Here is a 19,526-nt window from a genome sequence, read left to right as displayed (position 1 = left end):
AGTACGAGTACATCGGATAGTCGATGTAACCCTTTTCGGTGCCGCCATACATGCTGCTGGCATCCAGCGGGTTCATCGGCCAACCGTTGGCGATACGCGCCGGCAAGTCGGGGTTGGCAATGAATGGACGGCCGAAAGCGATCAGATCCGCCCAACCTGCCTCAACTGCCGCAGCGGCGCGCTCGGGGGTGTATTTGCCCGCATAGATGATCGTACCGCTGAACGCCGCCCGCACTGCGTCGCGGAAACTGCCGGGCAACTCGGGCGCGCTGTCCCAATCGGCCTCCGCCAGTGATACGTACGCGACGCCGATGGTTTGCAGAATCTTCACCGCTTCGATGTAGGTCTCATGCGGGTCTTGCTCCACCAGGCCAAGGTAGACGCGCTCCTCATCCGTACTGGCGAACAGCGGCGCAAAGCGAACCCCCACGCGCTCGGCACCTATGGCGTCGGCTATCGCCTGGACCGCTTCGCGCAGAAAACGCAGTCGGTTCTGCAACGAGCCGCCGTATTCGTCGGTCCTGCTGTTGGTGTGAGCGGAGATGAACTGGTTGACCAGATAACCATTGGCGCAGTGAATTTCGATGCCATCGAAGCCTGCTTCCATCGCGTTGCGTGCGGCCTCGGCATAGAGCTGTACCAGCTCTTTGACTTCGGCATTGGACAGCGCCCGCGGCATCGAGGGCTCGACCAGCGCGCCCTCGCCCGGTCCCGTTTCGATAAAGACTTTGACGTTGGTCGCCGGAATGGCGGACGGCGCAACAGGTTGCGCACCACCGGGTTGCAGCGAGGTGTGCGAGACACGGCCGACATGCCACAGCTGGGCGAAAATCACGCCGCCCTCAGCGTGCACCGCCTGGGTAACAGCCTTCCAGCCTTCGACCTGCTCAGGGCTGTGGATCCCGGGCGTCCAGGCATATCCCTGCCCTCGCGGCTCGATCTGAATGCCTTCCGTCACCATGAAGCCTGCACTGGCTCGTTGCTGGTAGTAGGTCGCCATTACGGCGTTTGGAATATTGCCCGGTTGCGAGCTGCGCGAGCGTGTCAGCGGTGGCAGCACGATGCGGTTACGCAGCGCGAAGGAACCAAGCGAGGCAGGTGTAAAAAGAGCTTTATGATTCATAACGTAAGATTTAGATATCGTGAATTCTAGATATTAGATAGCGGAGGCGGCCTCACCGAATGTGAGCTCCCCCGCTGACGCTGTGCAGTCGGGTATACCGCAACTGCGACAAGAGGCCGATCGTCGGCCTTATATCGACAAATGTCAATATCTAGATTTTTATTGGGCCAGGAATGTGCATTGGCAAGATCCGTGGGAACCTTGTCATTGCGACAGCGGCGCCTCGGCAGCAGACTGCAGGCATCCACCCTGAGAGCTGCACCATGGACGCCACCCGCACCGTCGCCTGCCTGATCTACCCGGATGTGATGAGCCTCGATGTCACCGGCCCGATGCAGGTGTTCGCCTCGGCCAATGTCGAGCGGCAGCGCCAGGGCCTGCCGAGACATTACGAGCTGATGCTGCTCGCTGCCAGCGTCGGCCCGGTCGCCACCTCGGCGGGGCTGAAGCTGGTGGCGGATGCGAGCTGGGCCGTGTGCGATCCGGCCACGCTGGATACCTTGCTGGTTCCGGGCGGTGTTGGAGTGGATGCGCAGAAGCACGACCAACCGCTGCTCGACTGGCTGCGGGCCGCCGAACCCAGGGTGCGGCGCCTGGGCTCGGTCTGTTCCGGCGCGCTGATCCTGGCCGAGGCCGGGCTGTTCGATGGACGCAAGGCGACCACGCACTGGGCGGACCTCGCTGCGCTGGGCACGTACCCGACCATCGAGGTGCAGGGTGACCGGTTGCACACCTATGACCCGACCGATCCGCAGGCGGCGCATCTGTTCAGCTCGGCAGGCGTCACGGCGGGCATCGACTTGGCGCTGGCGTTGGTCGAGGCCGATCTCGGCCGCGCGTTGGCGCTTTCGGTTGCTCAGCGGCTGGTGATGTTTCTGCGCCGGCCGGGTGGGCAGACCCAGTTCAGCCCGATGCTGGCGGCGCCGAGTGGCGGCGTGGCGCGTCTTGCCGCGTTGCTGGAATGGATTCCCGGGCACCTGGGCGACGACCTGTCCATCGAGGCGCTGGCCGCTCAGGCGCATATGACACCGCGCACCCTGTGCCGTCTGTTCAGCCAGGAAACCGGCATGGGGCCGGGCCAGTACATCGAACGGGTGCGCCTGGAAGCCGCGCGCAATCTGCTGCTCGACGCCCAGGCCTCGATCGCGACGGTGGCGCGGCTGACCGGCTTCGGCCATCCGGAAAACCTCAGGCGCAGCTTCCAGAAACACCTGTCGGTTAGCCCGCGGGATTTCTACCAGCGCTTCGGCTGACGCTTAGTCCGAACCTCACTCACCGTTTCCAGCTCGCTCGGCATCCAGCCAGGCAGCGCTGTGCCCGCTCGTCACCCTCAAGGAGCCGCCCTTATGCATCTTCTGCTCAGCAATCCTCAGGTCCTGCGTCTGTTCATCGCCCAGGCGCTATTCTGGTCCTGCTCGATGACCGGCATCATCTTCACTTCCATCGTCGGTCTGCGCCTGGCACCGGCGGCCGGCCTCGCCACCCTGCCGCTGGCCCTGCTGATGCTCGGTGGCCTGCTCGCCCTGCAACCACTCGCGGGGTTGATGCAACGCCGTGGCCGTCGCGCCGGCTTTCTCATCGGCGCCACGGCCGGCGTGTTGGGCGGACTGATCAGCGCGCTGTCGCTCTGGCTCGACAGCTTCACCCTGCTCTGTCTCGGCGCTCTGCCCATCGGCGCCTACCAGGCCTCGGCGATGTACTACCGCTTCGCCGCGCTGGAAGCGGTGAGCGACGCCTTCAAAGGGCGCGCCACCGCCTGCGTGATCGGCGGTGGCGTGCTGGCCGCGCTGATCGCGCCCACGCTCGGCCACATGGCGCGTGATCTCGCCAGCGTTCCATTCGCCGGCACCTATCTGTTGATCGCCAGCTTCGCGGCGCTGGGCGTGCTGGTGCTTGCTGGATTGCCGGCGAGCAGCGGAACGCCCGGCGTTCAGGCCGCCCTGCCAGCAGTCAGTTGGCAGGCACTGCTGGCGCGGCCGACCATTCGCGCCGCGGTGCTGACCACCGCCGCCGGCCACGGCCTGATGATCCTGGTGATGAACGCCACGCCCCTGGCGATGCATGGCGAAGGTCTGGATCTGCAGGCCAGCGGTCAGGTCATCCAGTGGCACATGCTCGGCATGTTCCTCCCGGCATTCGTCGCCGGGCCGCTGGTGGACCGCTTCGGCTGCCGGCTGGTCGCCTGTGTGGGTGGAGGATTGCTGATCGCCAGCGCGGTGGTCGCGCTGCTCGGCGTCAGCCACTGGCATTTCCTGCTCAGCAGCTGCCTGCTAGGCATCGGCTGGAACCTGATGCTGGTCGCCGGCACCACCCAGCTGGGCCAGGGCCATGCCGCAAGCGAACGCGCCCGGGCACAGGGCCTGATGGAGCTGAGCAACGGCAGCGTCGCCGCGGTGATGTCCTTCGCCTCTGGCGCGTTGATCGCTCAGGCTGGCTGGGCGGCGGTGAACATCGGGCTGCTGCCCATCGTGACGCTGGTGGTGCTGGCGCAGGTTGCGCAGGGCTACCGGCAAAGGCAGGCGGTTTGAAGGCGCGGCGACTGCTGACACCACCCGGCGGAGCTCAACGCTCAGGATTCACCCGTCCCTGAAAAGGAAAGGCTCCGCCGGCCTCCAGCACACGTTCCAGCGAACGCGCCTCCTCACGGCTCGAAGTAATCCGGAAGCGGATGTAGCAACGCTCTTCGAGAAACGTCTGCCGACCCGCTTCCGCTCGGAGGTCGTATCCGTCGATGCTGCCGGCAAAGTACAGATGTTTAGCCAGTATCGACTGGGCGCTCCTGACATCGGCAGGGTTATTCCAGTCACCGCCAGCCCTGAGGATCAGTCTGCTCTGGCGAGACTTCCGGTGCTGAATCAGCCGCTTGCGCAGGTTGACGCCGATTCCAACCTTCAACGCCGTGCCGTCGTCCTTGTAGATCTCATAGAGTCCCGGCAGAGCAGGCACGTACCGTTCGATTTCCGAGAAGCGGATGCACGTCATAGTCCCGGAATCACAGGCAGCGTTCGTCATCATGCCGCCTGTATGTCAGGACGCAGTGTCTTCGGAAACCAGATGGATGATATTGGCCGGGCTCGATATCCAGAACGCCCTGAAGCCTTCCGGCAGCGGTTCGATTTCGTCCCGGCGGGTGCAGGCGTGTTCCTCAAAGTGGGCGGCAGCACCTTCCAGGTCATCCGTAACGACCTCCAGCCATATCTCCGCCTGGCTGATGCCCGGCACGCAGTCCAGCCAGAGAACCTTGCCGCCGAAATCGAAGCGCGGCGTGTGCTCACCTTCAGTGCCCGCCGGGGTGAGTTCTTCCAGTGCGAGCGCCTCGCGGTAGAACGCGAGCGTCCGCTGGTACTCGTGGGCAGGCACCTTCATCGCGATATTCCGGCCAGGCTGGAATGTCGGTTTCATCGTTTAACTCCATCAGGGCGCTGATACCGGAGGTTGCCCAAGGCGCTCCGGCCCGCGCACGGTTAGACCAGCCAGTACAGACAGCGGCGGCCGTTCGTGCAAGGTGACTGCAGCGGGTGAGCCGGTGAACGCAGCGTACGGCAGCCGCTAGGCAGCGGTTCTTCGCCGCTAGAACGTTAGCGTTGACCGGGGCAAGTCAGGGACGCCCCATTCGATCTCGCGAATCTTTGCGGCGCCGTTCTCCTCGGCGACGACTACCGTCACGGCCTCGATGAATCCTGCACCGGTAATCGAAACGTAGGCCCAACCGATGTCCTGCGATTGCCGGGCGGGCCAGTCATCCATGAATTCGACGTGGCCATCCACTGCGCCCGGCCCATCGCCGTAGGAGGTCATGTCGGCATAAGCCTGCTGCAGTTGCGCTGCGGAATATCGCTGCTGCGCCTGCGTTGAGAGAAGTGCATGAGCCTCGGTGAAGTCGCTGAAAACGAGCGCGCGGGCGAAGTTGGCGGCGGTCGACACGGTGACGTCCTTAGCCCGCGGGGTTTACTTGCGGCGCCTCCTCGAAGCAGGCGGAAAGGCTCAGCGCGATCAGATTAATCGACAGCAGTTTCAGGCCGAGCCAGCTCAGCGTGGAGCGTGGCGGCTTGACGGAAAGCATGCTCAACGCGGCCTCACCCCATCGAGGATCAGCGACTGCAGGCTCTTGAGCGTTTCCTCGAAGAACGCCGGATCATCCAGGGTCTTGCCGGCCACGGCCTCGACCTGCACGCGGAAGTCGGCGTAGTGCTGGGTGGTCGCCCAGAGCGAGAAGATCAGGTGATGCGGCGCGATGGGCGCGAGCTTGCCGGCGTCGATCCAGGCCTGGATCACCGCGACCTTGTTCTCGACCAGGTCGTGCAGCGGCTGCTGCAGCTCGCCCAGCAGCAATGGAGCACCCTGCATGATCTCCATGCAGAACAGCCGCGATTCGGCGGGATGATCGCGGGAGAGTTCGAGCTTGACCCGCAGGTAGTCGCGGATCGCCTCGACCGGGTCCTGCTCGACGCTGAATGCTTGCAGCGGCTGCAACCAGACCTCCAGCAGCTGCCGCAGGACGTTGGTGTATAGCTCTTCCTTGTTGCCGAAGTAGTACAAAAGGTTGGTCTTGGAGACGTCTGCCTGGGTCGCCACCTGGTCGAGGCTGGTGCCGTGCAGGCCGAAGCGGGAGAACAGCTCCAGCGCGGCCTGAAGAATGCTGGCGCGTTTGCTTTCGATCATGCGCAGGCGGCGGTCCTGGGCGCTGGCGCTCGGTACGCGGACTGCGCCCTTTGGCCGTGGTGTCTTGCTGGCGGTAAGGCGCTTGCGGGGCGGAACGGGGGGCTGGTCTGTCACGGGATTACCGGATGGTTCGAACGAGGCGCTACTGTAGCGCGGCGAGCGTGCGACGCACGAGCGACGAAGGCAGCAAGCGACTGCTGCACGATCTTCGTGCGCCGCGCACAAACCAGGTGCTCCGATTCAGACCAAATGGTCCACACCGCACCACACAATCAACTTATCTCTTTGATAAAAAATGAAATTCGCTTTCTGGCCTGCATCCTGCTAATGCACCTTTGACCCTGCCCGTCACGTTCGGGCAGCGCTTTCTAGCCATTGCGTACAGAGGTGCTACCCATGGATGTTGGTGTTTTCATTCCGATCGGCAACAACGGCTGGCTCATCTCCGAGAATGCGCCGCAGTACATGCCGAGCTTCGAGCTGAACAAGGCCATCGTGCAGAAGGCCGAGGGTTACGGCTTCGACTTCGTGCTGTCGATGATTAAGCTGCGCGGCTTCGGTGGTAAGACCGAATTCTGGGAACACAACCTGGAATCCTTCACGCTGATGGCGGGCCTGGCCGCGGTCACTAGCAAGATCCAGCTGTTCGCCACCGCCGCCACCCTGACCCTGCCACCGGCGATCGTCGCGCGCATGGCCTCGACCATCGATTCGATATCCGGCGGCCGCTTCGGCGTGAACCTCGTCACCGGCTGGCAGAAGCCGGAATACACGCAGATGGGCATGTGGCCGGGCGATGAGTTCTTCGGCACCCGTTATCAGTATCTCGGCGAATACGCCCAGGTGCTGCGCGACCTCTGGGCCACCGGCCGCAGCGACTTCAAGGGTGAGCACTTCCAGATGGAAGACTGCCGCGTCAGCCCGACACCGCAGGCGGACATGAAGATCATCTGCGCTGGCTCATCCGATGCCGGCATGGCCTTCTCGGCGCAGTACGCCGACTACAACTTCTGCTTCGGCAAGGGTGTGAATACCCCGACCGCGTTCGCCCCGGCCACCGAACGACTGCTCAAGGCCACCGAGAAGACCGGCCGCCACGTCACCTCCTGCGTGCTGTTCATGGTGATCGCCGACGAAACCGACGAAGCCGCCCGGGCCAAGTGGGAGCACTACAAGGCCGGCGCCGACGAGGAAGCCATCGCCTGGCTCGGCGAGCAGGGCGCCGCCGACAAGGGCGCTGACAGCAACATCCGGCAGATGGCCGACCCAACTTCGGCGGTGAACATCAACATGGGCACGCTGGTGGGCTCCTACGCCAACGTCGCGCGGATGCTCGATGAGATCGCCACGGTGCCCGGCATGCAGGGCGTGATGCTGACCTTCGATGACTTCCTCGAGGGCGTCGAAGCCTTTGGCCAGAAGATCCAGCCGCTGATGCAGAGCCGCCGGCACGTCACCGAGCTGAAGGAGTCGGCCTGATGAGCGCCGTCGAACAGATTTCGGGCTACGGCCTGAGCGCGCCCGACGAACCCGTGCAGCTGCCGGCGCGGCCCGAGCCGCTGGCGATGAAAGCCAGTGAAACCGCGCTGATCGTCGTGGACATGCAAAACGCCTACGCCACCCGCGGCGGCTATCTCGACCTGGCGGGTTTCGATGTTTCAGCGACCCAGCCGGTGATCGAGAAGATCCGCCAGGCATTGGGCGCAGCCCGCGCCGCCGGCATACAGGTGATCTTTCTGCAGAACGGCTGGGACAACGGATACGTCGAGGCCGGCGGGCCGGGTTCGCCGAACTGGCACAAGTCCAACGCGCTGAAGACCATGCGCAAGCGCCCGGAACTGGCCGGCACACTATTGGCCAAGGGCGGTTGGGATTACGCGCTGGTGGACGAACTGGCGCCGCAGCCCGGCGACATTCTGGTGCCCAAGCCGCGCTACAGCGGTTTCTTCAATTCGCAACTGGACAGCACCCTGCGTGCCCGTGGCATCCGCAATCTGGTGTTCACCGGCATCGCCACCAACGTGTGCGTGGAGTCGACCCTGCGCGACGGCTTCCACCTGGAGTATTTCGGCGTGGTGCTGGCCGATGCCACCCACCAGGCCGGGCCGGAATTCGCCCAGCAGGCTGCGCTGTACAACATCGAGACGTTCTTCGGCTGGGTCTCCAGCGTCGACGCCTTCTGCCAGACCTTCGCGGCCGCGCCTGAAGTGGCGGTCGCCAGCTGATTTACACCCCAGTGCCCGACCGCGACGCCCGCAGAGGCGTCCGCCGGGTTCGCCTGAATGCCTTGCAAGGAATCAACGACATGCCCAAGCAATCGATCATCCCCGCCGGCTCCGGCAAACCGCTCGCCCCCTACGTGCCCGGCTCCATGGCCGATGGCGTGGTCTACGTCTCCGGCACCCTGCCGTTCGACAAGGACAACAACGTGGTCCACGTGGGCGACGCCGCCGCGCAGACCCGCCATGTGCTGGAAACCATCAAGGGCGTCGTCGAGGCCGCCGGCGGCAGCATGGACGACGTCACCTTCAACATGATCATGCTCACCGACTGGGCCAACTACGCCAAGGTCAACGAGGTGTACGCCGAGTACTTCCCCGGCGAGAAGCCGGCGCGCTACTGCATCCAGTGCGGGCTGGTGAAGCCCGATGCGCTGATCGAGATCGCCAGCATCGCCCACGTCGGCCAATAGCGCCTGCCAGAGCGGGTCAGCCGGCACGCCGGCGGCCCGCTGATCGACCTCGCGGAGGGAGTGACATGCACTACGAACTTCATGGCCGCATGGAGCCGGATGCGCCGACTCTGGTGCTCAGCTCCGGCCTCGGCGGCGCCGCCGCCTTCTGGACACCGCAGCTGCCGGCACTGACCCAGGACTACCGGGTGCTGGTCTACGATCAGCTGGGGACCAACAGGAGTCCGGCGAACCTGCCGGCGGGCTATTCCATCGAGTCCATGGCAGTGGAATTACTGGAGCTGCTGGACACCCTGGGCATCCGCCGCTGCCACTTCATCGGGCATGCCCTCGGTGGGCTAATCGGCTTGCAGATCGCCCTGCTGCGGCCGCAGTTGCTGCAGAGCCTGGTGCCGATCAATGCCTGGAGCAGCCCCAACCCGCACAGCGCCCGCTGTTTCGCAGTACGCCTGAAGCTGTTGCACGACAGCGGCCCGGCGGCCTATGTGCAGGCGCAGTCGCTGTTCCTCTACCCGGCCGACTGGATCGCGGCCAACAGCGAGCGACTGGCACGCGACGATGCCCATGCACTGGCGCATTTCCCACCGACGATGAATCTGGTGCGGCGTATCGAGGCACTGCTGGCCTTCGATATCGAGGCCGAGCTGCCGCGTATCACCACCCCGACCCTGCTGATCGCCAACCGCGACGACATGCTGGTGCCCTGGCAACGTTCGCAACACCTGGCTGACGTCCTGCCCAACGCACAGCTGGCGCTGCTGAACTACGGCGGCCACGCGTCCAGCGTCAGCGACAGCGAACCCTTCAACCAGATCCTGCTGGACCATCTTGCCGAGCAATGCGGCCAGGTCGCAGCAGCCTGAGGCCCCGAACATGCACGCCCCCATCGACTTGAATGCCCTCGCAACGCTGTTCAGCGAGGCCCGCACCCACAGCGCCTGGCTCGACAAGCCGGTGCCGGACGCCCTGCTCGAACGGCTCTACGAGCACGTCCGCCTCGGCCCGACAGCCGTCAACAGCTGCCCGGCGCGCTTCGTCTTCGTGCGCAGCGCCGAGGGCAAGCAGAAGCTCGCGCCCTGCCTGTCCAAAGGCAACCTGGACAAGACCATGGCCTCGCCAGTGACGGTGATCGTCGCCTATGACGAGGATTTCCCGGAAACCCTGCCGGAGCTGTTTCCCCACGCCGATGCGCGCAGCTGGTACGCCGGCCAGCCGGCACTGATCACCGAGAACGCACTGCGCAACAGCTCGCTGCAGGCCGGCTACCTGATCCTCGCCGCCCGCGCTTTGGGGCTCGATTGCGGACCGATGTCCGGCTTCGACGGCAAGGCGCTGGATGCGGCCTTCTTCGCTGGCACGAGCTGGAAATCAAACCTGCTGATCAACCTCGGCTACGGCGACGCCAGCAAGCTGCGCGACCGCCTGCCACGCCTGCCCTTCGACCGCGCCTGCGTCCTCGCCTGATGGAGAACCGACCATGCAACTGGCTCAATGCGAAACCACCAGTCAACTCAGCGCTCCAGTGATTCGTGAGGATTATCGTGATGCCATGGCCCGGCTGGCCGCGGCGGTCAACATCATCACCACCGATGGCCCCAGCGGCCGCGCCGGCTTCACCGCCACCGCGGTGTGCAGCGTCACCGACGAACCACCGACGCTGCTGGTGTGCCTGAACCGCAGCGCATCGGCACATCCCATCGTCACCGCCAACGGGCAGCTGTGCGTGAACACCCTGGCCGGCGCACATCGGGACTTGTCCAACCTGTTCGGCGGCAAGACGCCCATGGCAGAACGCTTCGCCGCAGCACAGTGGAGCACCGGCGTGACCGGCTCGCCGCTGCTCGACGGCGCCACGGTGTCGTTCGACTGCCGCATCAGCCACAGCGCCAGCGTCGGCACCCACGACATCCTCTACTGCGAAGTGCTCGCCGTGTACCGCCGCGACAGCAGCGATGCGCTGGTGTACTTCGGTCGCAACTACCACGGGCTGCCGGGCGCCGTCTGACCGCCCAGCGCCCATCAACACCCGAGCCCGCCGCGCGATCCGCGCCGCGGGCTTTTTCTTTGCCTCGGAACAACGCGCTTACCGGTGCGCCGCTCGACACGCAAACAGCGCTTGCATCACAGACATAATTGTTATGTTATAACTCTCACATTATTTCCGACACGTGCCTCCCGATGACCGAAGCCGAACTACTCGCCCAGCCCGCCGAGGCGTACATGAACGCCGACCAGCAGGCCTTCTTCCGCGACCTGCTTTTGCGCCAGCGTGCCGAGCTGCAGGCGCGCATCGAGGAGGAATTCCAGGCGCTGCGCGAACAGGAGCCGAGCAGCGATCCCGCTGACATCGGCAGCGCCGAGGAACAGCGTCACTGGCAGCTGCGCGTGCTGGAGCGCGAGAAGAAGCTGCTCGACAAGATCGACGCCGCGCTGGATGCCATCGCCCGCGGCGAGTACGGCTGGTGCGCCGAAACCGGCGAACCCATCGGCCTGCAGCGCCTGCTGTTGCGCCCCACGACGGCGCTATGCATCGAGGCGAAACAACGCCAGGAACAGCGCGAAAAACACCAACGATCCGCCTGAGAGACCGCCATGAACCGCCTACCCGTTACCGTCCTGTCCGGCTTCCTCGGTGCCGGCAAGAGCACCTTGCTCAACCACATCCTGAAGAATCGCGAAGGCCGCCGCGTCGCGGTGATCGTCAACGACATGAGCGAGATCAACATCGATGGCAACGAGGTGCAGCGCGGCGTCAGCCTCAATCGCGCCGAAGAGAAGCTGGTGGAGATGAGCAACGGCTGCATCTGCTGCACCCTGCGCGAAGACCTGCTCGAAGAAGTCGGCAAGCTCGCCCGCGAAGGCCGCTTCGACTACCTGCTGATCGAGTCCACCGGGATTTCCGAGCCGCTGCCGGTGGCCGAGACCTTCACCTTCCGCGACGAGCAGGGCCAGAGCCTGGCCGATCTGGCTCGGCTGGACACCATGGTCACGGTGGTCGACGGGGTTAACTTCCTCCGCGACTTCCAGGAGGCCGAGAGCCTCGCCAACCGCGGCGAAACCCTTGGCGAGGACGACGAGCGCTCGGTCACCGAGTTGCTGATCGAGCAGGTGGAGTTCGCCGACGTCATCCTGATCAGCAAGATCGACCTGATTTCCGCCGCCGAACGTGAAGAGCTGACCGCCATTCTCGGTCGCCTCAACACCCATGCCGAGATTCTGCCGATGAGCATGGGCCAGGTGCCGCTCGACCGAATCCTCGACACCGGCCGTTTCGACTTCGAACGCGCCGCCCAGGCGCCGGGCTGGCTCAAGGAAATGCGCGGTGAGCATGTGCCGGAAACCGAGGAATACGGCATCGCCTCCACCGCCTATCTGGCGCGCCGGCCGTTCCACCCACAACGCTTCTACAACTTCCTCAACCGCGAGTGGAGCAACGGCCGCCTGCTGCGCTCCAAAGGCTTCTTCTGGCTGGCCACCCGGCCAGAGGAAGCAGGCAGCTGGTCCCAGGCCGGTGGGCTGATGCGCTACGACTATGCCGGGCGCTGGTGGCACTTCACCCCTGAATCGGCCTGGCCGAGCGACAGCGAAAGCCGCACGGCAATCCTCGGCAAGTCCCGCGGTGAGTTCGGCGACTGCCGCCAGGAGCTGGTCTTCATCGGGCAGAACATCAACTTCGACCAGCTGCGCCGCGAACTCGACGCCTGCCTGCTGAACGACAGCGAGTGGGCCGTGGGCGTCACCGGCTGGCTGCGCCTGCCGGACCCGTTCGGCCCCTGGCACGAGCAGGTCGCCTGATGCTGGCGCAGCAGATCATCCGCCCGCAGCCGCGCCAGCTGCTGGGCGACACTCCGGAGATACTTGGGGAGGCGCTGCACGATGGCGTCAACCTCGCGGTGTGGCAGCGCCGACTACCCCTGCACATCACCGGCTTCGCCGAGACGCTGCTGGCCCTGGGCGAGCCGCTGGCCGAATCGCTAACTCTCGAACCGACCAGCGAAAGCGAGCTGCAGCTGCCAACCCTGGCGGCGGCCTATCGGGACATTGCCGGCCATGCCGGTTTCGTCGCCGACGTGGCCTGGCTGGTGCGGGCGTTCAGCTGCCTAGTCGATGCGCGGCGTATCGGCCTGCGCCTGAGCGTGCTGGGCAAGCCCATGTGCCCGCGCTTTCACGTCGATCATGTACCGCTGCGGCTGATCACCACCTACGCCGGCGCAGGCAGCGAATGGCTTCATGAGGGCGGCATGCAGCGTCGGCGCCTGGGCGATCCGGCAGCCGAACCGACTGACGCGGCGGCCATCGAGCGACTTGGCGCTGGCGATGTGGCGTTGTTCAAGGGGGAGAAATGGCTGGGTAACGAAGGCGCCGGGATCATTCATCGCTCGCCGCAGGCGGCAACGGCTGAGCGCCGTCTGATCCTGACGCTGGACTGGCTGAGCTGAGGCAAAAGGGCCGCAGCTGCGGCCCTCCGAATCGGCGACCGATCAGGCAGACATCTTTTCGCACTCTTCAGCGCACTTGCGACAGGCTGCGGCGCAGGCCTGGCAATGGTCGTGCTTGTGCTTGCCGCACTCCTCGGCGCAATCGCGACAGACCTGCGCGCAGAGCTTGCAGAAGGCTCTGGCATAGGCACTGTCGCGGGTCATCAACACTGCTGCGATCGCACACATGTCGGCGCAGTCACGATCGAGTTCGATGCAGCGCGCCATCATCTTCACGTCGTCCTCGCGCAAGCAGGATGCCGCGCAGGTCTCGCAGACCAGTGCGCAATTGGAACAGGCCTGGATACATGACTGGTAACTGGAATTGAGCATGGAATTTCCTCCATCTGATGTGCCAGCGAAATGCGGTACGGCGGGGCCTTCTCCAGGCCATGCGCGCAAACCGCGCCCTACTAGATAGGGCGTTGGACGGTCCAGCGAAGTTCAATCCGTTCGCCGGATGGCCTCTTGCGGGATGGCACAGCGCAGCCGCAGCGGCGCCGCTACAATGGCCACCCCGCAAACCATCACCGACGCCGTAACAGCCATGCCCTTCACCCTATCCGCGCCCTGCGAATTGCTGGAAGTCATCAGCAAGAGCCGTTTCCTGGCCAAGGCCGCACCGGTACAAAGTCCGGAAGACGCGCAGGCATTCATCCAGGCGGTCAGCGATCCGACCGCAACGCATAACTGCTGGGCGTGGAAGATCGGCAATCAATACCGCTTCAGCGATGACGGCGAGCCCGGCGGCACGGCGGGTCGGCCGATGCTCACCGCCATCGAAGGGCAGGATTTCGACCGGGTCGCGGTGGTGGTGATCCGCTGGTTCGGCGGCATCAAGCTTGGCACTGGCGGCCTGGCCCGTGCCTATGGCGGCACCACGGCAAAGTGCCTGCAGGCCGGCGAACGCAGCGAGCTGGTGTCGCGCTCGCGCTGTCGCTGTCATTGCCGCTTCGCCGAGCTGGCGCTGTTCAAGGCACGCCTGGCGGAATTCGAGGCGCTGCTGGAAGCCGAACATTTCGATGCCGAAGGCGCGACCCTGGAGATTGCCCTTCCCGCCGCTCAGCTGCAGCCGCTGGAGAGATTGCTCGCTGATATCACTCGCGGGCGCAGCCAGCTGGAAGCCATGGACTAGACGCGTCGTTGCCCACAAATACTGTGGACGCAATTGTGGATAACAATTGTATGGCCGCCTGGAACGCGCTCGCAACGGGCGCTCGGGAAAACTGCACAATTTTTGATCAATAAGCCTTACGCGCCCCAACGGGGTGCGTTAAGCGCTTGAATTACTGTGTTTTTTGACTGGCCAGTCGGCTACTGACGTTTTGCTATCAATCGCGTTCTGCCAGCTCGAGGTTATGCCCGATTTGAGTGGAGAACTTTGTGGATAACATTGGGAACAACCTCGCCAGCGCCCGTCAGAACTGGGCTGCAGACCGCTGGTCAATTAATCGCCAAATCGCGCTAACCGCAATGAACCGGTCATTCGGCTGTCATCCAGAATTGCTAGGCGGGACAAACTGGTCAGCTGGCATATCAGTTGCTCCAACCCACCGATAGAATGCCCGCACACCCGAAAGACGAGAATTTCGCGATGCACGACTGGCTCAACAATCTGCCCAAGGCCGAACTCCACCTGCACCTGGAGGGCTCGCTGGAACCCGAACTGATGTTTCGCCTGGCCGAGCGCAACAAGATCGCCCTGCCCTGGAACAACGTGGAGGCACTGCGCAGCGCCTACAACTTCGGCAACCTGCAGGAATTCCTCGACCTCTACTATGCCGGCGCCGACGTGCTGCGCACCGAGCAGGATTTCTACGACCTGACCTGGGCCTACCTGCAGAAGTGCGAAGAGCAGAACGTGGTGCATACCGAGCCCTTCTTCGACCCGCAGACCCACACCGACCGCGGCGTGCCGTTCGAGGCCGCGCTCAACGGCATCAGCGCGGCGCTGGCCGACGGCCGTGAACTACTGGGCATCAGCAGCGGGCTGATCCTCAGCTTCCTGCGCCACCTGCCGGAAGAGGAAGCCTTCAGGACGCTGGAACAGGCGCTGCCCTATCGCAACGCTTTCTTCGCCGTTGGCCTCGACAGCTCCGAAGTCGGCCACCCGCCAAGCAAGTTCCAGCGCGTGTTCGACAAGGCGCGCGCCGAAGGCTTCCTGACCGTTGCCCACGCCGGCGAGGAAGGCCCGCCCGAGTACATCTGGCAGGCACTGGATATGCTCAAGGTCAGCCGTATCGACCACGGCGTGCGTGCGGCCGAAGATCCGAAGCTGATCGCCCGGCTGATCGAGGAACAGATCCCGCTAACGGTCTGCCCGCTGTCCAACACCAAGCTCAAGGTGTTCGACGACATGCGCCAGCACAACATCCTCCAGCTGCTAGAGCAGGGCGTGAAGGTCACGGTGAATTCCGATGATCCGGCCTACTTCGGCGGCTATGTGACGGAGAACTTCGTCGCGCTGCACGAAAGCCTGGGCATGACCGAGGAGCAGGCTCGCCGCCTGGCGCAGAACAGTCTGGACGCACGGCTGGCCTACTGAGCCCGTCCGTCGCGGCGCTATCCACATGCGACACCATGGCTCGCCCCGCGGGTCATGGCAGCGCCTAGACTGTGCCGCGTCTACTTCACGAGGAGATCGCCATGAACATTCTCGTCCGTCCCCTGACGCCCTACCCCGACAGCGCCTGGCAGGTGAGCCTCGACCGGCAGAAAATCACCTTTCGCAGCGAAGCCGAGGCACGCGCCTTCGTCGAGACCCTGCGCCGGCGCCTGCAGGCGCCGCACCCTTTGCCACTCAGCGCCTGACAGTCATTCCGTGCTGGCGCGCGCCGTGGTGTAAGCCACGACCGTTGCCAGCAAGCCGCACAGGCTGATGATTGCCGCAAGCGGCACCGCCGTGCCGTTGTGCAGCGCCCCCACCGCGGAAGCGGCGATGGCTGCGATGGTGAACTGCATGCTGCCGAGCAGGGCCGAGGCGCTGCCGGCATTGGCGCGCTGATCGGCCATGGCGCAGGCGGTGGCATTGGGCAGCAGGCAGCCGAGGCAGGACACACAGCAGAACAGCGGAATCAGCAACGGCCAGAGCGATTCCGGCTGCGCCGCTGCAACCGCCAGCAACGCCAGCGCACTGCCGAAGAAGAACCACACCCAACGCCGCACCCAGAACTCCGGCCCGCGCCAGCGAACCAGTCGCACGTTGACCTGCGCCATCAGGATGAAGCCCGCCGCATTGATACCGAACAGCCAGCCGAAATGCTCCGGCTTGATGCCGTACAGCTCGATGAAAACGAACGGCGAACCGGTGATGTAGGCGAACATGCCGGCCATGCACAGCGCGCCGGTCAGTACGTGGCCGATAAAAAAGCGATCGCGGAACAGGCGCAGGTACTGCCCTAGCGCGCCTGACATCGGCTGGCGCGGCAGCCCGGCCGGATAGGTTTCCGGTAGCCAGAGCGTGACCGCCACTAGGCACATCGCGCTGAACAACGTCAGCAGGATGAAGATCGAAGGCCAGCCGAACGAGGCCAGCAAGGCCCCGCCCGCCACCGGCGCGAGGATCGGCGCCAGCCCCATCACCAGCATCAGCTGCGAAAACACCTTGGCGCTGGTCATCGGATCGCACAGGTCGCGCACCACGGCCCGCGCCACCACCATGCCCGCACAGCCACCAAGCGCCTGGACGAAGCGGACGCCGATCAGCCAGTCCATGGACGGCGCAAAGGCGCTGGCCAGTGACGCCAGGGTGAACAGCACCACGCCGATCAGTAGCGGGCCGCGTCGCCCGTAACGATCGGCCAGCGGCCCGTAAACCAGCTGGCCGATGGCCAAGCCGATGAAATAGGCCGCCAGAGAAAGCTGCACGTGATCGACGCTGGTGCCGAACGACTCCGCCAGCAAGGGAAAGGCCGGCAGGTACATGTCGATCGCCAGGGGGCCGAACGCGCTGAGCGCACCCAGTATGAGGAGAATCCGCAGAGACATCAGAGGCTCACAAGCTGAAAAAGAGACGTGGCCGAGAGCGTCCATTGGACATCGACCATACGCGGGCATTTACACCGACATGCAAGATGCTGTTACATACACCGCTGTTTGTAAACATGCATCACGACGAGATGCACCGTTACACTGGCCGCATCCATCGCTGCTGGACGCCCGAAGCAGCCGTTATCTGCCTGAACCTGCCCATGCGCCGAACCAAAGAAGAAGCCGAGAAAACCCGTATTGCCATCCTCGCCTCTGCCGAGCGGCTGTTTCTGGACAAGGGGGTGGCCCACACCAGTCTCGACCAGATCGCCCGTGACGCCGGTGTGACGCGAGGGGCGGTGTATTGGCACTTCCAGAACAAGGCACATCTGTTCCACGAAATGCTCAATCAGATTCGTCTGCCGCCTGAGCAGATGACCGAGCGCCTGTGCAGTTGCAATCAGCAACAACCGCTGCTGGCACTGATCGCCCTGCGCAACCTGACGGTCGAGGCCATCAGCGCGCTGGCAAGCAACGAGCAGAAGCGCCGGATCTTCACCATCCTGCTGCACAAGTGCGAGTTCACCGATGAGCTGCGCGAAGCCGAAGAGCGCCACCACGCCTTCATCAATCAGTTCATCGACCTGTGCGAGAACCTGCTGCGCAATGCCTCGGCGTGCTTACGTCCCGGCGTAACGCCGCGCCTTGCTGCACTCTCGCTGCATGCCATGGTGGTCGGGTTGTTCACCGACTGGACGCGCGACACCGAATTGTTCGCACCGGAGGTCGATACCAAGGCATTGATCGACCCGTTATTCCGCGGCCTGGTCCGCGACTGGCCGGATGACCCCGACCAGCTCGCCGGTTGAGCTATCAGCTCACCTGATAACCCTCTTCACTGATCGCCTCACGAATCGCCTGCTCGCTGGCACTGCTCTGCACCTGCACGGTTCCGGCCGCCAGGTCCACCTGCACCTGAGCCTGTGGGTCCAGCGCCTGAATGGCCTGGGTTACCGCACGCTCGCAGTGGCTGCAGGTCATTCCGCTCACGTTGAATACTTGCATCGTCGCTCTCCTCGTCTGCTGAATGCGCCGATTCTCGACCTTGCCACCCGGGCAAGGTCAAGGGACTTGCTGTCGCAGATCATGGTGTTGACCTTGCCATAGGGTTAAGGTCGATCCTGCCGCCATCGCTATCCCGAGGAGTCTCTACCATGTCCAGCGCCACCCATACGCTGCCGGTCAGCGGTATGACCTGCGCCAGCTGCGCCGGCCGCGTCGAGCGGGCCCTGCTCAAGGTACCCGGCGTCGCCGCGGCCAACGTCAATCTGGCCAATGAACAGGTGCGCGTCGAAGGCGATGACCTGGGTGTGGCGACGCTGATCGAGGCTGTGGAAAAGGCCGGCTATGGCGTGCCGCTGCAGAACATCGAACTGAATATCGAAGGCATGACCTGCGCCAGCTGCGTCGGCCGGGTCGAGCGGGCGCTGCTCAAGGTGCCCGGTGTACGCAGCGCCGCGGTGAACCTGGCCAGCGAGCGCGCGCATGTCGAAGTGATCGGCACGCCGGACCCGGCTGCGCTGATCCAGGCGGTCGAGGCCGCCGGCTACAAGGCAAGCGCCGGCGACCAGCAACGCCCGGAAGAGGATGCCGAGCGGCGCCTGCAGCGCGAACGCTGGGCAGTGATCGCCGGCCTGCTGCTGGCCGCACCGTTGGTGCTGCCGATGTTCGGCGAGCTGTTCGGGCAGCACTGGATGCTGCCGGCATGGATCCAGTTCCTGCTCGCCACGCCGGTGCAGTTCCTCCTCGGTGCGCGCTTCTACGTCGCCGGCTGGAAGGCCGTGCGCGCTGGTGCCGGCAACATGGACCTGCTGGTCGCCATCGGCACCAGCGCGGGTTACGGTCTGAGCCTCTATCAATGGTGGGCGACGCCGGCCGGGCAGATGCCGCACCTGTATTTCGAGGCCTCGGCGGTGGTGATCGCCCTGGTGCTGCTGGGCAAATACCTGGAAAGCCGCGCCAAGCGCCAGACCAGCGCCGCCATTCGTGCGCTCGAAGCCTTGCGCCCAGACCGCGCGACGCGGGTAGTCGGCGGCCGCGAGGAAGATGTCGCCATCGCCGCGCTGCGCCTGGACGACCTGGTGCTGGTCAAGCCAGGCGAGCGTTTCCCGGTGGACGGTGAAGTGGTCGAGGGCGAGAGCCAGGCCGACGAAGCGCTGATCAGTGGCGAAAGCCTGCCAGTGAACAAGGCGCCAGGCGACCGCATCACCGGCGGCGCGATCAATGGCGAGGGCAGGCTGCTGGTGCGCACCACTGCGCTCGGTGGCGAGACCGTGCTGGCGCGGATCATCCGCCTGGTGGAAGACGCCCAGGCAGCCAAGGCGCCGATCCAGAAGCTGGTGGACAAGGTCAGCCAGGTGTTCGTCCCGGCGGTACTGGTGATCGCCGTGTTCACCCTGATCGGCTGGCTGCTGACTGGCGCCCCGGTCGAGGTCGCGCTGATCAACGCCGTGGCCGTGCTGGTCATCGCCTGCCCCTGCGCCCTGGGTCTGGCCACGCCGGCGGCGATCATGGCCGGCACCGGCGTGGCCGCGCGCCACGG

General features: G+C 64.7%; 25 protein-coding genes. 16 read left to right on the top strand and 9 right to left on the bottom strand.

The window, feature by feature from the left end:
* The coding region (locus LO50_RS18055) for an alkene reductase (RefSeq protein ID WP_080902128.1) at nucleotides 1–1,123 on the bottom strand (1,123 nt) is incomplete at its 3' end.
* 263 nt (nucleotides 1,124–1,386) lie between these two features.
* Here LO50_RS18055 and LO50_RS18050 point away from each other — a divergent pair.
* Nucleotides 1,387–2,376, top strand: coding sequence for a GlxA family transcriptional regulator (locus LO50_RS18050; RefSeq protein WP_044315865.1), 990 nt, complete (start codon nucleotides 1,387–1,389; stop codon nucleotides 2,374–2,376).
* Nucleotides 2,377–2,469: 93 nt separating this feature from the next.
* Nucleotides 2,470–3,651 carry an MFS transporter gene (locus tag LO50_RS18045; protein ID WP_044315864.1) on the top strand — a complete coding sequence of 394 codons (1,182 nt, stop codon included), beginning with the start codon at nucleotides 2,470–2,472 and terminating at the stop codon, nucleotides 3,649–3,651.
* A gap of 34 nt (nucleotides 3,652–3,685) precedes the next feature.
* Here the strand turns inward: LO50_RS18045 and LO50_RS18040 are convergent, their stop codons facing one another.
* The 5 genes from LO50_RS18040 to rutR all read right to left on the bottom strand — a co-directional run bounded on the left by LO50_RS18040 (nucleotide 3,686) and on the right by rutR (nucleotide 5,899).
* Complete coding sequence (locus tag LO50_RS18040; protein WP_236690603.1) at nucleotides 3,686–4,135, bottom strand: GIY-YIG nuclease family protein; 450 nt, start codon at nucleotides 4,133–4,135, stop codon at nucleotides 3,686–3,688.
* A 15-nt stretch (nucleotides 4,136–4,150) separates the two neighbouring features.
* Complete coding sequence (locus tag LO50_RS18035) at nucleotides 4,151–4,525, bottom strand: VOC family protein (protein ID WP_044315862.1); 375 nt, start codon at nucleotides 4,523–4,525, stop codon at nucleotides 4,151–4,153.
* A gap of 168 nt (nucleotides 4,526–4,693) precedes the next feature.
* Complete coding sequence (locus tag LO50_RS18030; protein ID WP_044315861.1) at nucleotides 4,694–5,047, bottom strand: hypothetical protein; 354 nt, start codon at nucleotides 5,045–5,047, stop codon at nucleotides 4,694–4,696.
* Between the two features lie 10 nt (nucleotides 5,048–5,057).
* Nucleotides 5,058–5,186 carry a hypothetical protein gene (locus LO50_RS25605; protein WP_269078979.1) on the bottom strand — a complete coding sequence of 43 codons (129 nt, stop codon included), beginning with the start codon at nucleotides 5,184–5,186 and terminating at the stop codon, nucleotides 5,058–5,060.
* A 2-nt stretch (nucleotides 5,187–5,188) separates the two neighbouring features.
* Complete coding sequence (gene rutR / locus LO50_RS18025) at nucleotides 5,189–5,899, bottom strand: HTH-type transcriptional regulator RutR (RefSeq protein ID WP_041754131.1); 711 nt, start codon at nucleotides 5,897–5,899, stop codon at nucleotides 5,189–5,191.
* Nucleotides 5,900–6,181: 282 nt separating this feature from the next.
* On the opposite strand from rutR, the gene rutA reads away from it, so the two are divergent.
* From rutA to LO50_RS17980, 9 genes are all read left to right on the top strand, one after another.
* A complete protein-coding gene (gene rutA, locus LO50_RS18020) occupies nucleotides 6,182–7,264 on the top strand; it encodes a pyrimidine utilization protein A (RefSeq protein WP_044315860.1) in 1,083 nt (360 codons plus the stop codon).
* The gene (rutB, locus tag LO50_RS18015; protein ID WP_044315859.1) at nucleotides 7,264–8,010 is read left to right on the top strand and encodes a pyrimidine utilization protein B; all 747 of its coding nucleotides are present in this window, start codon (nucleotides 7,264–7,266) and stop codon (nucleotides 8,008–8,010) included. The genes rutA and rutB overlap by 1 nt, the downstream gene beginning before the upstream one ends.
* An 80-nt stretch (nucleotides 8,011–8,090) precedes the next feature.
* The gene (rutC, locus tag LO50_RS18010; RefSeq protein WP_014819103.1) at nucleotides 8,091–8,477 is read left to right on the top strand and encodes a pyrimidine utilization protein C; all 387 of its coding nucleotides are present in this window, start codon (nucleotides 8,091–8,093) and stop codon (nucleotides 8,475–8,477) included.
* A 65-nt stretch (nucleotides 8,478–8,542) separates the two neighbouring features.
* Nucleotides 8,543–9,340, top strand: a complete 798-nt coding sequence (gene rutD / locus LO50_RS18005; RefSeq protein WP_044315858.1) for a pyrimidine utilization protein D — start codon at nucleotides 8,543–8,545, stop codon at nucleotides 9,338–9,340.
* Nucleotides 9,341–9,350: 10 nt separating this feature from the next.
* Nucleotides 9,351–9,941: a malonic semialdehyde reductase gene (locus tag LO50_RS18000; protein ID WP_044315857.1), complete on the top strand. Its 591-nt coding sequence runs from the start codon at nucleotides 9,351–9,353 to the stop codon at nucleotides 9,939–9,941.
* A gap of 13 nt (nucleotides 9,942–9,954) precedes the next feature.
* Nucleotides 9,955–10,482, top strand: a complete 528-nt coding sequence (gene rutF, locus LO50_RS17995; protein ID WP_044315856.1) for an NADH-dependent FMN reductase RutF — start codon at nucleotides 9,955–9,957, stop codon at nucleotides 10,480–10,482.
* Nucleotides 10,483–10,655: 173 nt separating this feature from the next.
* A complete protein-coding gene (gene dksA, locus LO50_RS17990; RefSeq protein WP_044315855.1) occupies nucleotides 10,656–11,060 on the top strand; it encodes an RNA polymerase-binding protein DksA in 405 nt (134 codons plus the stop codon).
* Between the two features lie 9 nt (nucleotides 11,061–11,069).
* Nucleotides 11,070–12,272 carry a zinc metallochaperone GTPase ZigA gene (zigA, locus tag LO50_RS17985; protein WP_044315854.1) on the top strand — a complete coding sequence of 401 codons (1,203 nt, stop codon included), beginning with the start codon at nucleotides 11,070–11,072 and terminating at the stop codon, nucleotides 12,270–12,272.
* Nucleotides 12,272–12,916, top strand: coding sequence for a DUF1826 domain-containing protein (locus tag LO50_RS17980; protein WP_044315853.1), 645 nt, complete (start codon nucleotides 12,272–12,274; stop codon nucleotides 12,914–12,916). The genes zigA and LO50_RS17980 overlap by 1 nt, the downstream gene beginning before the upstream one ends.
* Nucleotides 12,917–12,958: 42 nt before the next feature.
* On the opposite strand, the gene LO50_RS17975 is transcribed toward LO50_RS17980, so the two are convergent.
* Nucleotides 12,959–13,288 carry a four-helix bundle copper-binding protein gene (locus LO50_RS17975; protein ID WP_044315852.1) on the bottom strand — a complete coding sequence of 110 codons (330 nt, stop codon included), beginning with the start codon at nucleotides 13,286–13,288 and terminating at the stop codon, nucleotides 12,959–12,961.
* Between the two features lie 214 nt (nucleotides 13,289–13,502).
* Between LO50_RS17975 and LO50_RS17970 the strand changes: the two genes are divergently transcribed.
* The 3 genes from LO50_RS17970 (at nucleotide 13,503) to LO50_RS25115 (ending at nucleotide 15,766) form a co-directional block, all read left to right on the top strand.
* On the top strand, nucleotides 13,503–14,090 hold the full coding sequence (locus LO50_RS17970) for an IMPACT family protein (RefSeq protein WP_044315866.1): 588 nt from the start codon (nucleotides 13,503–13,505) through the stop codon (nucleotides 14,088–14,090).
* Nucleotides 14,091–14,549: 459 nt separating this feature from the next.
* Nucleotides 14,550–15,500 carry an adenosine deaminase gene (locus LO50_RS17965; RefSeq protein WP_044315851.1) on the top strand — a complete coding sequence of 317 codons (951 nt, stop codon included), beginning with the start codon at nucleotides 14,550–14,552 and terminating at the stop codon, nucleotides 15,498–15,500.
* 101 nt (nucleotides 15,501–15,601) lie between these two features.
* Entirely contained in the window at nucleotides 15,602–15,766 is a 165-nt protein-coding gene (locus LO50_RS25115; protein ID WP_162836517.1) for a hypothetical protein, read from the top strand.
* A gap of 3 nt (nucleotides 15,767–15,769) precedes the next feature.
* Here the strand turns inward: LO50_RS25115 and LO50_RS17960 are convergent, their stop codons facing one another.
* Nucleotides 15,770–16,942, bottom strand: coding sequence for a Bcr/CflA family multidrug efflux MFS transporter (locus LO50_RS17960; RefSeq protein WP_044315850.1), 1,173 nt, complete (start codon nucleotides 16,940–16,942; stop codon nucleotides 15,770–15,772).
* A 203-nt stretch (nucleotides 16,943–17,145) separates the two neighbouring features.
* Between LO50_RS17960 and LO50_RS17955 the strand changes: the two genes are divergently transcribed.
* Nucleotides 17,146–17,793 (top strand): TetR family transcriptional regulator, encoded by a 648-nt coding sequence (locus LO50_RS17955; RefSeq protein ID WP_003283162.1) that lies wholly within the window; start codon nucleotides 17,146–17,148, stop codon nucleotides 17,791–17,793.
* Between the two features lie 4 nt (nucleotides 17,794–17,797).
* Here LO50_RS17955 and LO50_RS17950 read toward each other — a convergent pair whose 3' ends face one another.
* Nucleotides 17,798–17,989 (bottom strand): heavy-metal-associated domain-containing protein, encoded by a 192-nt coding sequence (locus LO50_RS17950; protein WP_013984049.1) that lies wholly within the window; start codon nucleotides 17,987–17,989, stop codon nucleotides 17,798–17,800.
* A gap of 149 nt (nucleotides 17,990–18,138) precedes the next feature.
* Here LO50_RS17950 and LO50_RS17945 point away from each other — a divergent pair.
* Nucleotides 18,139–19,526: heavy metal translocating P-type ATPase (locus LO50_RS17945; RefSeq protein ID WP_044315849.1), on the top strand; the 1,388-nt coding region annotated here is incomplete at its 3' end.

This window comes from Stutzerimonas stutzeri (assembly GCF_000935215.1).
GTDB lineage: Bacteria > Pseudomonadota > Gammaproteobacteria > Pseudomonadales > Pseudomonadaceae > Stutzerimonas.
The sequence above is the reverse complement of the archived record's forward strand: the minus strand, read 5'-3'. Positions and strand labels throughout refer to the sequence as shown.